Source organism: Alteromonas sp. ABH4_454 (assembly GCF_056311775.1).
Genome location: NZ_CM149972.1, coordinates 417,510 through 430,305, shown reverse-complemented (window position 1 = coordinate 430,305; position 12,796 = coordinate 417,510). Strand labels below are relative to the sequence as shown.

The 12,796-nt window shown below is 44.7% G+C and carries 13 protein-coding genes; 11 read left to right on the top strand and 2 right to left on the bottom strand.

Features of this window, described 5'->3' with window-relative positions; all coding sequences use genetic code 11:
- Nucleotides 1–40 precede the first annotated feature (40 nt).
- From hemH to ACYX4W_RS01850, 5 genes are all read left to right on the top strand, one after another.
- Nucleotides 41–1,120: a ferrochelatase gene (gene hemH, locus ACYX4W_RS01870; RefSeq protein ID WP_474804086.1), complete on the top strand. Its 1,080-nt coding sequence runs from the start codon at nucleotides 41–43 to the stop codon at nucleotides 1,118–1,120.
- A gap of 93 nt (nucleotides 1,121–1,213) precedes the next feature.
- Nucleotides 1,214–1,615 (top strand): DUF4112 domain-containing protein, encoded by a 402-nt coding sequence (locus ACYX4W_RS01865; protein WP_474804088.1) that lies wholly within the window; start codon nucleotides 1,214–1,216, stop codon nucleotides 1,613–1,615.
- Between the two features lie 132 nt (nucleotides 1,616–1,747).
- Complete coding sequence (locus tag ACYX4W_RS01860) at nucleotides 1,748–2,632, top strand: dioxygenase family protein (protein ID WP_474804090.1); 885 nt, start codon at nucleotides 1,748–1,750, stop codon at nucleotides 2,630–2,632.
- A 151-nt stretch (nucleotides 2,633–2,783) separates the two neighbouring features.
- Nucleotides 2,784–4,424, top strand: coding sequence for an acetolactate synthase large subunit (locus tag ACYX4W_RS01855; RefSeq protein WP_476074518.1), 1,641 nt, complete (start codon nucleotides 2,784–2,786; stop codon nucleotides 4,422–4,424).
- A 32-nt stretch (nucleotides 4,425–4,456) separates the two neighbouring features.
- Nucleotides 4,457–5,887: an aldehyde dehydrogenase family protein gene (locus tag ACYX4W_RS01850; protein WP_474804094.1), complete on the top strand. Its 1,431-nt coding sequence runs from the start codon at nucleotides 4,457–4,459 to the stop codon at nucleotides 5,885–5,887.
- A gap of 142 nt (nucleotides 5,888–6,029) precedes the next feature.
- Here ACYX4W_RS01850 and ACYX4W_RS01845 read toward each other — a convergent pair whose 3' ends face one another.
- The gene (locus tag ACYX4W_RS01845) at nucleotides 6,030–6,395 is read right to left on the bottom strand and encodes a DUF2237 family protein (RefSeq protein WP_269918491.1); all 366 of its coding nucleotides are present in this window, start codon (nucleotides 6,393–6,395) and stop codon (nucleotides 6,030–6,032) included.
- 175 nt (nucleotides 6,396–6,570) lie between these two features.
- On the opposite strand from ACYX4W_RS01845, the gene ubiG reads away from it, so the two are divergent.
- The 5 genes from ubiG (at nucleotide 6,571) to ACYX4W_RS01820 (ending at nucleotide 11,001) form a co-directional block, all read left to right on the top strand.
- Nucleotides 6,571–7,320, top strand: a complete 750-nt coding sequence (ubiG, locus tag ACYX4W_RS01840; protein ID WP_474804097.1) for a bifunctional 2-polyprenyl-6-hydroxyphenol methylase/3-demethylubiquinol 3-O-methyltransferase UbiG — start codon at nucleotides 6,571–6,573, stop codon at nucleotides 7,318–7,320.
- Between the two features lie 252 nt (nucleotides 7,321–7,572).
- A complete protein-coding gene (locus tag ACYX4W_RS01835) occupies nucleotides 7,573–8,547 on the top strand; it encodes an esterase/lipase family protein (protein WP_474804100.1) in 975 nt (324 codons plus the stop codon).
- Entirely contained in the window at nucleotides 8,547–9,545 is a 999-nt protein-coding gene (locus ACYX4W_RS01830) for a lipase secretion chaperone (RefSeq protein WP_474804102.1), read from the top strand. The genes ACYX4W_RS01835 and ACYX4W_RS01830 overlap by 1 nt, the downstream gene beginning before the upstream one ends.
- Nucleotides 9,546–9,733: 188 nt before the next feature.
- Complete coding sequence (locus tag ACYX4W_RS01825; RefSeq protein WP_474804104.1) at nucleotides 9,734–10,342, top strand: glutathione S-transferase family protein; 609 nt, start codon at nucleotides 9,734–9,736, stop codon at nucleotides 10,340–10,342.
- Nucleotides 10,342–11,001: a glutathione S-transferase family protein gene (locus tag ACYX4W_RS01820; protein WP_474804107.1), complete on the top strand. Its 660-nt coding sequence runs from the start codon at nucleotides 10,342–10,344 to the stop codon at nucleotides 10,999–11,001. The genes ACYX4W_RS01825 and ACYX4W_RS01820 overlap by 1 nt, the downstream gene beginning before the upstream one ends.
- On the opposite strand, the gene ACYX4W_RS01815 is transcribed toward ACYX4W_RS01820, so the two are convergent.
- The gene (locus tag ACYX4W_RS01815) at nucleotides 10,994–11,893 is read right to left on the bottom strand and encodes a LysR family transcriptional regulator (protein WP_474804110.1); all 900 of its coding nucleotides are present in this window, start codon (nucleotides 11,891–11,893) and stop codon (nucleotides 10,994–10,996) included. The two genes, ACYX4W_RS01820 and ACYX4W_RS01815, sit on opposite strands and share 8 nt — an antisense overlap.
- A gap of 119 nt (nucleotides 11,894–12,012) precedes the next feature.
- Between ACYX4W_RS01815 and ACYX4W_RS01810 the strand changes: the two genes are divergently transcribed.
- Complete coding sequence (locus ACYX4W_RS01810; protein ID WP_476074517.1) at nucleotides 12,013–12,774, top strand: hypothetical protein; 762 nt, start codon at nucleotides 12,013–12,015, stop codon at nucleotides 12,772–12,774.
- Nucleotides 12,775–12,796: the final 22 nt, after the last annotated feature.

Sequence of the window (12,796 nt, the reverse complement as noted above, 5' to 3'; positions counted from 1 at the left end):
TAATACGGATATAGCGCAGTACTTCTCGGACTATGAATACATGAAATACAAATCAAACAAAGGCTTTACCCACGGGCAATCAGATAAAATTGGTGTTCTTGTAACGAATCTGGGGACGCCAGAAGCGCCAACTAAACAGGCTCTACGCCCATATTTGAAAGAATTTCTATCAGACCCTCGCGTGGTCGAAGTACCTAAAGCGATTTGGTGGTTTGTATTAAATGGCATCATCTTAAACTTTCGCCCCAAGCGTTCGGCAGAGGCCTACTCTACTGTGTGGACCGAAGAAGGTTCACCGCTAATGGCTATTACGAAAGCGCAAGCATCAGCGATAGCAGAACGTTGTAAAGCACAATACGGCGATAATGTTATTGTCGACTTTGCTATGCGCTACGGTAAACCTGCTATAAGCGACACTATCGATGCTATGCTGGCAAAAGGCGTACGCAAGCTTGTAGTGCTTCCGCTCTATCCACAGTACAGTGCGTCGACGACGGGCTCTACCTTTGATGCTATTGCAAAAGATTTTACGTCGCGCCGCTGGCTCCCAGAGCTTCGTTTCGTTAACCACTACCACGACCGCGACAATTTTATTGCTGCACTTGCCAATAAAGTAAAAGCGCACTGGGAAGTACATGGCCGCGCAGATAAACTCATTTTGTCCTATCACGGCATTCCGAAGCGCTACTTGATGAATGGCGACCCTTATCACTGTGAATGCCATAAAACATCGCGTTTGCTTGCCGAAAAGCTCGGGCTCTCGCACGACGAGTATATGACAACGTTTCAGTCTCGTTTTGGTCGTGAAGAGTGGTTAACACCGTATACAGATGAAACATTGAAATCATTACCTGAAAAAGGGGTTAAATCGATTCAGGTTATGTGCCCCGGTTTTTCAGCCGACTGTTTAGAAACCATTGAAGAAATTGGTGAAGAGAATCGCGAATACTTTATGGAAGCCGGCGGTGAGCGTTATGAATATATCGCGGCACTTAACAGTGATAAAGAGCACATAGATGTGCTTTTTGACATAGTGAAAGAAAATCTACATGGCTGGGCGGTAGAATCAGACAACGGTTTACGTGCGGGCTTAGCGAGAGCGCTGGGCGCTGAAAAGTAGCGTTTGAAAAGCTGACAGCAAACGTTTCGAGAAAAACCAATAGGGAAATCACTCTTGGTGGCGCATTGATTAAATTAAAAGGGAGATAAGGTCGTGGAAGGCAAAGCACCAAAGGAATTACTTAAAGCGCAAAAACTGGCGAACTTGCTGGACACTGCCGTAAAGCTCCCTTTTATTCCGATAAAAATAGGCTTGGATTCAATCGTGGGCCTTATCCCTGGAGCCGGTGACGCGCTGATGCTCTTCGTTTCACTTCGAATAGTTTGGCTGGGAAAATCATTGGGTATGCCCAAAGCGTTAATAGCTCAAATGGTAAAAAACTCAGCAATCGACTTTGGCTTAGGTTTTATTCCATTTGTTGGCGACATCGTGGATATATTCTATAAAGCCAATCAGAAAAATGTTCGTATCATGGAGCGCTGGTGGATAAGCGAAAATAAACATGAGGTAGATAAAGTAACACAGAAGGCGCTATCCGAATGGAGTGCTGAATAACCTAGGTTTAGTTACCCAAATACCTGCGCTTTTTTCACTTTGCTTATTTACAGTGTAAAGCTTGAGTAAATAAGAGAACCTTGTCCTTTAGCTAAATGTCTTTTTTGCAAAGACAACCAAGGGCAATGTACGATGACATCAAACAAATTAACGGAAGAGCCGCTCAAACGACGCCGCTTTATGAAAACAGCGGTGGGACTTACATTGGCTCCTATTGCGATCGGGTTGTGGGGTTGTGGAGGTTCTAATTCCACCTCTGCAAGTTCCACAGCATCTACCTCCTCATCTTCCAATAACGACACCGATTCAAATGCCGAACCTGAAGAAGATTTTGACGGTTGGGCAAGCGGTGGCACGTCAGCTATGACGTCAGACTTTCCAGACGATAGTTTATTTGACACTGCTTCTGTATGCAGTGTGGCTCTCACAGGTTCTCAAACGGAAGGCCCGTGCTATTTTCAAAGTGATTATCTTGACGACATATCATATGAGCAAACAGGTTTGCCGATGATGTTGTGTCTTCAGTTAATTGATGAAGCGTGTAATCCCCTATCGGGTTATGAAATTGAAGTATGGCATTGCGATGTAGACGGCGTTTATTCAGGAGATACCAGTGATAGTGCTGATGCCAGCGGATTCAATTCGGCATTTTGCACGGGAAATGAAGTGGATGCATTAAGTGCGAAGTGGTTCAGAGGTATTGCGGTGACAGATACTAGCGGAAGAATAAACCTAAAAAGCTGTTTTCCCGGCTGGTATAGCAGCCGAGCTATCCACATTCATTTTCGTATACGTCGCAACAACACTGATCAATTGGTTTCTCAATTTGGCTTTTCCGATAGCTTTTGCCAAGATATTTGTACCAATCATCCCGACTATAGTCACCGGGGTGAGCCAGACACGTTGCTGGGACAAGATACAGTGTTTGGCAGTGACTACAATGAATATACATTTAGTGTGTCACAAAACGAAGATGGTTCTTTGCTCGCATACAAGCGCATAATAATCAGTGATTAGACTTCCATTTTCTCTCCTATACACTATTTTTTAACATGCCCGTTAGCAACGGGCATTTTATTACGCACAGTAAACCCATTCGCAGCATTGTTTCGTAGCACATCTCATAAGAACTTTATTTTCTGCTCAAATTACAAGGAGCGTGCAGCACATGAAAGCGTCCGATTTATTTGTTAAAGCGTTAGAAGCAGAAGGCGTGGAATACGTCTTTGGTATCCCAGGTGAAGAAAACCTCGACTTACTTGAGTCGTTGCGCGAGTCCTCTATTAAACTGGTGCTGACTCGTCACGAGCAAGGCGCTGGTTTTATGGCTGCTACATATGGCAGGCTTACCGGAAAAGTGGGCGTGTGCCTTTCGACCTTAGGGCCTGGGGCCACTAATTTAGTCACGCCCGCTGCCTATGCTCAGTTAGGCGCCATGCCAATGTTAATGATTACTGGGCAAAAGCCAATCAAAACCAGCAAACAAGGTCGCTTTCAAGTTATCGACATAGTGGACATGATGCGACCTATCACCAAATTTACCAATCAGGTTGTTAGTGGAGACAGAATTCCTTCAACGGTTCGAGAAGCGTTCCGTCTTGCTTCTGAAGAGCGGCCCGGCGCGGTACATATTGAGCTACCCGAAGATATAGCAGCAGAGCAAACTAGCGCGCAGATATTAACGCCAAGCAGTACGCGAAGACCGATAGCTGAATATAAAGCGATTACTTCGGCAATTACGATGATAGAAGAAGCGCAGTCTCCGCTCTTGCTTATAGGCGCCGGAGCAAACAGAAAGCTAACAGCGAAAATGCTCAGGGAGTTTGTTGATAAAACCTGCATTCCATTTGTTACCACTCAAATGGGTAAAGGGGTACTAAACGAAAGCGATCCGCGTTTCGCCGGGAATACGGCATTATCTGATGGCGACTTCGTGCACCGAGCGATAGAACGGGCTGATCTTATCATTAATGTGGGTCATGATGTGGTAGAGAAGCCGCCGTTTTTCATGCATCACAACGACAAAAAAGTGATTCATGTCAACTTTGATTCGGCTGCCGTAGACCCTGTTTACTTCCCGCAACTCGAAGTGGTTGGAGATATTGCTAACAGCATCTGGCAAATTAAAGAAGGCATTACCCCCCAGGACGATTGGAAGCTAGATTTCTATAAAGATGTGCATCAGGCGTATGTAGAACACCGCGCTGAAGCAGAAGATGACAATCGTTTTCCTATTTTACCCGAAAGATTTGTTAGAGATATTCGAAAGGTCATGCCAGATAACGGCATTGTCACCTTAGATAACGGTATTTACAAAATTTGGTTTGCGCGTAATTATCCTGCTTTTCATCCCAACACCCTGCTTTTAGATAACGCTCTTGCCTCAATGGGAGCGGGCTTACCATCTGCCATTGCGGCTAAATTAGTAAAACCGGAGGCGCCAGTACTCAGCGTATGTGGCGATGGTGGTTTTATGATGAATAGCCAAGAAATTGAGACAGCTGTAAGGCTCAACCTAGACTTGGTGGTGATCATCTTGCGTGACGACGCGTACGGAATGATTAAGTGGAAGCAAGCAAACATGGAGTTTGACGAATTTGGTTTGGACTATGGCAACCCAAATTTTGTTAAGTATGCGCAAAGCTATGGTGCTCAAGGCTGGCGTGTGGACGATACAGACGTACTCATTCACATGGTAGATAAGTGTTTAAACACAAAAGGTGTGCACATTATCGATTGCCCTGTTGATTACAGCATGAATGACGAAACATTAAACCACACAATAAAAGAGTTGAGTGCCAAGCTTTAAAACACAGTATTGAAAAGGTAAGGAGTTAAAAAATGTTGAAGGAAAGCTACCCCTACTATTTAGCCAGTGAACCCGAATACGCGAACACCGACCTAGAGGTAACCAATAAATACACAGGCGAAGTAGCGACTAAAGTTGCTATGGCTGATGCTGATACCATTGATAAAGCCATAGCTGCGGCAGAGAAAGCGCAGCCTGCCATGGCCGCAATGGCGCCTTTTGAAAGACAGGCAGTGTTAGAGCACTGTGTTAAACGCTTTACTGAGCGCGCAGACGAACTGGCGCAAGCTTTGTGTATTGAAGCAGGTAAACCTATTAAAGATGCCAAGGGCGAAGTGACCCGATTAATAGACACCTTTAAAATTGCCGCAGAAGAATCGGTTCGTATCAATGGCGAAACGGTAAATTTAGAAATATCAGCGCGGGCAAAAGGTTATCAAGGCATGACCAAAAAAGTCCCCATTGGTCCGTGCTCGTTTATATCCCCTTTTAACTTCCCGCTAAACTTGGCTGCCCATAAAGTGGCACCTGCCATTGCCGCTGGTTGCACATTTGTACTTAAACCGGCCTCGCGAACACCTATTGGCGCACTAATTATTGGCGAAGTATTGTCAGAAACAGATTTGCCCAAAGGGGCGTTTTCAATTCTGCCGTGTAGCCGTGATGGCGCTGACTTGTTTACCACAGACGAAAGACTAAAACTGCTAAGCTTCACGGGCTCTCCAGATGTGGGTTGGGCACTTAAAGCAAAGGCCGGTAAAAAGCCAGTTGTGCTGGAACTAGGCGGTAATGCAGCCTGCGTAATTGATGAAGATGCTGACATTGAAGACGCGATCGACCGGGTGATTGTTGGGGCTTACTATCAGTCTGGTCAAAGCTGTATCAGTGTTCAGCGCCTTTTAGTACATAGTAAAATATACGATGAATTTAAATCGCGCTATGTAGAAAAAGTAAGAGCATTGGTGTCTGGTGACCCTTCAAATGAAGATACTTTCATCGGCCCCATGATTTCTGAGGGCGAAGCTGAACGTTTGCATGGTTGGATTACAGAGGCCAAAGAAAAGGGCGCATCTATCTTATGTGGCGGTACTCGCGAAGGCGCAATGCTTGAAGCTACGGTTATGGAAAACGTGCCCAAAGACTGTGATGCCAGTGCCGAAGAGGCGTTTGGTCCGCTATCTATTCTAGAGCCTTTCGACAACTACGACGACGCGCTTAAAGAAGTAAATAACAGTCGTTACGGACTTCAAGCTGGTGTGTTTACTCGCGATATTTATAAAGCACATAAAGCTTGGGATGAACTAGAAGTGGGCGGCGTTGTTATTGGTGATGTGCCTAGCTGGCGGGTGGATAACATGCCTTATGGCGGCGTTAAAGATTCAGGACTAGGTCGAGAGGGTATTCGCTACGCGATAGAGGATATGTCTGAGACGCGTCTTATGGTTATTCGAACGCCCCAGTAAGCTAAGAAAGCTTTTTATTAATAAATAAAAAGAGCATGTTTAGGCAAACATGCTCTTTTTTTATGGTTAGTTTCATCAACCAATACCTGGTGTGAAAGGCTCACGTTGAGGCTCATCAGTGGAAAATATCTTGTCCAATCCCCTAGTTTTTGTCAGCCGCATATTCTTCTAATAAAGATAGCGGAATGATATCTAGGGCTTTTTCATGGGTAGCTTCCAGTCGCACCTTGGGCGCAACACCGGCTTCGTAAGCTTCTAACCAACGAGCAGCGCACAGGCACCATCTGTCGCCGTCGAGTAGACCGGGGAAAGACATGCTAGGCCAGGGGGTTATTAAATCGTTACCCTGTCGTAAGGAAAACTGTAGAAATTCATCGCTAACCACAGCGCATACACTGTGATTGCCCACATCAGCATCGGGTACATAGCAAAAACCTTCACGGGTAAACCCCGTATTTCCGCAGCATAGCTGGAGCGGTCGACCATATACATTTTTTGCGTTTGCCAAAATCAGAACCCTCTTTCACAACGTATATTCTTATAATGTGTTTTTATCTAGGTGCCTATTTAGAATATAAAGGTGTACGTCTTAAATGCTCACCCTAATGTATTCACCTTATGACCCTGAACATTATGGGTCAATAGAAAAGCACTAGTGTACTTACGTTTAAAGGTAAAAAATCGTGCTCGATAAAAGTAAAAAAACCGGGGAAGTTAACTTTTCTGAAGAAGAAATTTCGCGCTTTGACTCACTGGCAGAGTCATGGTGGGACCCCAGCGGCAAATATAAAACAGCCCTTGAGTTTAATCGAGCGCGCTTGGATGTCATTAAAGCGCAAATAGAGGATCATTTCGGCAAAGGTAACCTCCCACCGGATTATTCGTCTTTGTCTATTGTTGATATAGGTAGCGGCGGCGGGCTTATTAGCGAGCCTCTGGCCAAGCTTGGTGCAAAGGTAACTGGCATTGATGCAAGTGCAGTAAGTGTGGAAGTGGCAAAACGCCATGCGGAAAAAAATGGTGTATCGGTAACTTATAAACACATGTTGTCCAGTGAACTAGTTAAAGAAGCACAGCAATATGACATTGTTATAAACGCTGAAGTGGTAGAGCATGTGCCAGATCAGCAGCAGTTAATTGATGAATGCGCTAGCTTGGTCAAACCGGGCGGGCTGCTTATTCTTGCCACTCTAAACCGAACACTTAAAAGCTTTGTAATTGCTATTGTGGGGGCTGAATACGTAATGCGGTATTTGCCTGTGGGAACCCATGATTGGCAAAAGTTTGTAAAACCTAGTGAATTAGAAAAATGGGTCGGTGAAGACTTCACACTGAAACATCAGATAGGTATGAAACTCGACCCTTTCAAGGGAGAGTGGCTAACCACTTCTAGCCTTGCGGTAAACTTTATCCAATCCTATTCCAGAAGTTGATAACGGTTTATTAATTGTGTTTATGGTTCGTATTTCGAGTGAAAATGGTATGGGCGAGTATACTCTCGCGTGAGTACTATCTTGCTGAATTTAATAGATATTGATAGTTAGATGACGATAAATATCACAACTTGATGTTTATCCTCCTTATTAAAGTTTCAACATAAAGGTTGATCTTTACAGTGTGTTTACATAATTATAACAAAGGTCTGACCACAGACCACAACGTTATAATTATGAGGCACACACACGATGAGAATATCCAAAGATAATAGAGCAAGGAATGCTCTCATTGTTACTTTGCTTGCCATAACAGGCGCTGTCAGTACCCTAGTTGTAGGGGCAGGACAAGCCTTCGCAGGAACATACGCAAAAACTGAAAACCCCATAGTATTGGTCCACGGCCTGTTTGGCTTTGAAGACATACTCTTTGTAGATTATTTTTATAAGGTTCCGCATAAACTCAGCCGCAACGGCGCTGTGGTATATATTGCTGAAGTTTCACCAGCAAATTCCACAGAAGTGCGCGGCGAGCAGTTGCTTGAGTATATCGACGAAGTACTCGCCTTGTCTGGCGCAGACAAAGTGAATCTAATTGGACATAGCCACGGCGGCCCAACGGCACGTTACGCCGCAAGCGTGGCGCCAGAAAAAGTTGCTTCGGTAAGCTCTGTCGCCGGTGTTAATTGGGGCAGTAAAGTCGCAGATGAATTACGGGATGCTTTCGCTGAGGGCTCAGTGGGAGAAGGCGCCGCTGGCGTCGTTGTTAATGCATTTGCCAACATTATTGAAATTGCGTCTGGGTCAGATCCCCGTGAAAAGCCCACCGACTCAATCGCTGCACTTGATTCTCTATCAACTGCAGGCTCAGTAGCGTTCAATCAAAAATACCCTGAAGGCATGCCTACCGCCTACTGTCGCAACGACGGTAAGATGTTGGCTGAAAATGGCGTGTATTATTTCTCATGGAGCGGCGGAAGAACTTATACCAATGCTTTAGACATTGTCGACCCTTTCCTAGCTATTACTGGCACTGCGTTTAAAGAGCCAAACGATGGCTTAGTCTCAACGTGTAGCTCGCACTTGGGCAAGGTGCTAAAAGATAACTACAAAATGAATCACCTCGATGAAGTAAACCAGAGTTTTGGAATTACGCACTGGTTTGAAACCGACCCGGTAGATGTGTTTGTACGCCAGGCTAATCGTCTTAAAAGATTGGGCTTGTAGTGACAAAAGGTAAAGTACGCCATGCGTATTCAATACTCACAGGGCTAGTTGCTCTGTTAGTATTGGGTACTGTTGTTTATATCCAATTTGCACCTGACACCAAAAAAAACGGGGCTGGGCATTCCTCCGAACGCTTGGAAGTTAGCAGGCAAAAAGAAACCAGTGGAAAGCTGGGCGAGAAGGGAACAACGCGTAAGGAGACAGATGCGCGCCTCCATCTAAAGAGCGAAGCAGAAAGCGCAAATAAAAGCCTTACTCCTTTTAAGCTTAACTATTCAACCAAAGACGCTTTCGACCGCTTTATATTTACGCGTACAACAGACGACCCGCAAACCGTTAAGTTTGCCTATACCACCTACGTTAGCAACGTGTTTACGCCAACTACCCAAGCGGTAGCGTCTGACTTATTTACCCGATATGTAGATTATAAAGTGGCGCTTTCTTCCATCGAGACGGAGGTCGACTTGGCTACTCATAGTTTACAGGATGTGTCTTACAAACTTGATGAGCGCGAGGGGATAAGACGGACCTACTTCGACGACACCGAATACCATTATTTATTTAGCCAAGAAGCGCAGGTGGACGAGGCGGCGCTAGCGCGTTTACAACTTGCTCAGGAAAGCACGCTGTCTAGGCATGAAAGAAAAGCGCTTATTGTTGAGTCACTGAAAACGGGAAATCAAGCCGAACGCGATGTTTTCCAGCCAACGCTGAATATACATCGCATCAACGAGATAAAACGCAGTTATAGCAATATTAATGATCGGTATAACGCAGTGGCGGCAGAGTTTGGAAGTACGGTAGCAGACCGCTTTGCGAAAACCTGGGAAAAGCAGGCTAACTGGAAAAACAAAATTGCAGATTATCAGGCGTTTCGCGAAAGCCTATCGCAGCAGGCACTTTCGCCGAGCGAGGCAGAGGATGCCCAGCGCGAATACCTGTCTGCACGCTTTACTGATAATGAAATAAAACGTCTTAAGGTGATTACGGGCTCATAACTAATGATCGGACCCCAATCCTGGCTTTTCATTGTTTTTCAGTATTTAAAAATACCCAAGAGGTATAACCATAAAAGAACTGAATAGTTCTGTGCATAGACAGAGTGATTTGAAAGCGGTATGTGCAATTACTAATCTAGAACCAACCCTATATTTAGCAATCTGTCATAAGGTCTGTGGCAATCATTATGAAAATATACGAAACGAAAACCGCACCTAACCCACGTCGAGTACGCATGTTTTTAGCCGAAAAAGGCATTGATGTTGATTACGTGCAAGTCGATATTCAAAAAGGTGAAAACCTAAGTGCAGAAATGCGCGCTAAGAACCCGTTAGGTAAAATACCCATTTTAGAGCTTGATGACGGTACCTGTATTGCAGAAACCGATGCGATCTGTACTTACTTTGAAGCATTGCAACCAGATCCCCCTTTAATGGGAACAACGCCCGTTGAAAAAGCAACGATATCTATGTGGCAGCGCCAAGTAGAGTTAGCCTTCATGATGCAAATTGGCATGTGCTTTCAACATACCACAGGTTACTTTAAAGATCGTATGACACCTGTACCTGAATATGGCAAAGAAGCGGGTATCAACGCGTCTAAATATCTCAATATTCTAGAACGCCGACTTGGTGTAAAAGAATACATCGCTGGCGATACCTTTTCTATCGCCGACATAACCGCGTTATGTGCTATGGATTTCGCCCGAGTGGTAAAAATTCGTATGACTGACGACCACGTTAATTTAGCGCGCTGGTATGAGGCCGTAAGCAACCGAGCGAGTGCAAAAGCCTAATGATAGATTTATATACCGCAGCCACCCCTAATGGTTGGAAAGCGTCAGTAGCGCTTGAAGAAATGGGACTTGAATATACAGCTCATGCTGTAAACTTAATGAAAGGCGAGCAGAAAACCCCTGAGTTTTTAGCCATGAACCCGAACGGACGTATACCGGTTATCGTAGATAGAGAAGCCGATGGCCACGTTGTTTTCGAATCCGGCGCAATTATGATTTATCTCGCTGAAAAGACCGGAATGTTCTTACCCCGCGATGCTAAGGGAAAGAGCCAAGTTATCCAGTGGTTAATGTTTCAGATGGGTGGAATAGGCCCTATGATGGGGCAAGCCAACGTGTTCCATCGTTATCTAGAAGAAAAAATTCCCGTAGCAATAGCGCGTTACCAAAACGAAGTGCGACGTTTATTCACCGTACTGGATAATAGGCTAGAAAATCGTGAATATCTGGTAGACGACTATAGTATTGCTGACATGGCTAACTGGTGCTGGGTGCGCACTTATGAATGGTCAGGTGTTAGCATTGAAGGCTTGGACAACCTAATACGCTGGAAGAACAGTATTGAAGCGAGGCCTGCAGCGCGACGTGGCGTGGAAGTGCCTAATAAGATAGATAAAGAGGCGCTGCTTAAAGGCGCCAAAAATGTGGTTACTAAATAACGCTTTTAACTGAATCGACAAACCGATTGAGCCAGCCTGATGCCATACTCGGTTTGTAAATCAACTCAAAATGCTCTTCATGGCAAAAGTCATAATCTGATACGGACACGCAAGTAAGATCATGACTTTTCGCTATGAAGTCAGGTACGTAGGCCAAAGCCAGTCCTTGCCTGACAATAGACAGCAGTGTGCCAAAATCATTACATCGATAGTGTATAGAGCGGGGGACTTTGTCGTCTCTCCACCCATCAGAGCCTATGCCCCGTTTTATTCCACAAAAAGGTGAAACGTCAGGGCAAGCAAAAGCGAAAGCGAACAAACTTTGACTTGTTAATATACCGTTCTTTGCTTCAGCTACCGCAGGGTGATTTTTTGCGGCCGCAACCACATAGGTAGACGACCCTAATAATATGCGATGCAGTGACGGGTCTTTCTCTCGTTCTTCCATTGCAAAAGAGGTGGCGATAGCCACGTCGCTACCCCCTTTAGAAACGCTATCCAGCGCTTTCCCTTCCCAGCAAGCGTGGATATTGACGTGAAAGCGATCTTGTGAAGAGGAAGGTTTAGCAAGCAAAGTTGGCAAGTAATATTGAAGCAAGAGTGATGGGCCAGAAACGGTAATGTTGTATAAAGCAGTATTACCCCTAAACTCACTGAGTGCCTGATCGGCTTCGTGCACAAGATGAGTGGCATAAATAAGGAATTTGTTTCCCCGTTGGTTGAGTCGAATATGTTTACCTACGCGGTCAAACAGTTGGCTTTCTAACTGTTGTTCTATGCGTTTCACCACTTTAGACAATGCGCCTGTGGTAACCGATAAGTGCACAGACGCTTTATTCAAGTTCTCATGTTGGGCAACAACAATAAATTTTCTTAAGTCTTCAATATCCACGGGTTCGCCGCCTCATTGTTTCCGGTTGGGAATTAAACATGTATTTATTGTAGCTTAATTGTAGGTGGTTACTGTGCCAGTATCGCCATAATAAAATTGTTATTAAGCGTAAAAGGTTTATGAAGCGTCTTCATTTGGCTGTCTTGTGTTTATATATGGTGTGCATGGGAGCAACGGCGACAACCACAAAAGAACTAAGTGCAGATGGCATTAGTAAAGCATCCAATGCTAGTTCTTCTATACACGCCGGTCATAAAAACCACAAAAGAGTTGGTTCTCACGGTATGGTGCTATTTACAGATGGCGCTGAACTCTATGCGAGTCACTTACCCCTTTATTATTCGCCACATGATTACCAAATTATTTATGCAGTAGGAAGTCCGCATAAAGCTACGCTAATTGCGTATCTACAAGCAGGCTCAACCTCTCACAGCAACATGGTGACCCTGTTACCAGAAAATTTTGATTTAAATAAACTTGTTGATGGTGAAAGATTTTCTATCTCAGCACAGTTTTATAAAGGTCATTTTGAGCGAGGTGGCACTAAGTGGTTGGGTAAATCGGAACTGACATTTGAAAAGCTGATGTTTAAACGTCGCTTGGTAAAACAATACAAACCGCCACATTCTGACGACGATAGCGTTACATATCAGCCTGATGAAAAGTGGACTAGCATCAGCCTCGGTGACAAGTATTTATACATTCACCTCATTGGCGAACGCCCATCCTTTGATGCACTGTTTATCGTTGACGATTGTCAGGAAACCTTAGGAAACATGCTGGGCGAAAGTGTTCCGAGCAAGGCGCAAATTAAAGAGGTTTTTACTCACTGCGAATCGCCTTTTCTAGTGTACTTTGAAACACAGGATTTTGCGCACTGACGCCGCTGATCTGCACTAGCGT

Bases quoted from the DNA above. Each gene is read 5' to 3' on its own strand.
- ACYX4W_RS01810 (WP_476074517.1), top strand. From the start codon at position 12,013: ATGAAGCGTCTTCATTTGGCTGTCTTGTGTTTATATATGGTGTGCATG.
- hemH (WP_474804086.1), top strand. From the start codon at position 41: ATGAAATACAAATCAAACAAAGGCTTTACCCACGGGCAATCAGATAAA.
- ACYX4W_RS01820 (WP_474804107.1), top strand. From the start codon at position 10,342: ATGATAGATTTATATACCGCAGCCACCCCTAATGGTTGGAAAGCGTCA.
- ACYX4W_RS01855 (WP_476074518.1), top strand. From the start codon at position 2,784: ATGAAAGCGTCCGATTTATTTGTTAAAGCGTTAGAAGCAGAAGGCGTG.
- ACYX4W_RS01860 (WP_474804090.1), top strand. From the start codon at position 1,748: ATGACATCAAACAAATTAACGGAAGAGCCGCTCAAACGACGCCGCTTT.
- ACYX4W_RS01850 (WP_474804094.1), top strand. From the start codon at position 4,457: ATGTTGAAGGAAAGCTACCCCTACTATTTAGCCAGTGAACCCGAATAC.
- ACYX4W_RS01835 (WP_474804100.1), top strand. From the start codon at position 7,573: ATGAGAATATCCAAAGATAATAGAGCAAGGAATGCTCTCATTGTTACT.
- ACYX4W_RS01825 (WP_474804104.1), top strand. From the start codon at position 9,734: ATGAAAATATACGAAACGAAAACCGCACCTAACCCACGTCGAGTACGC.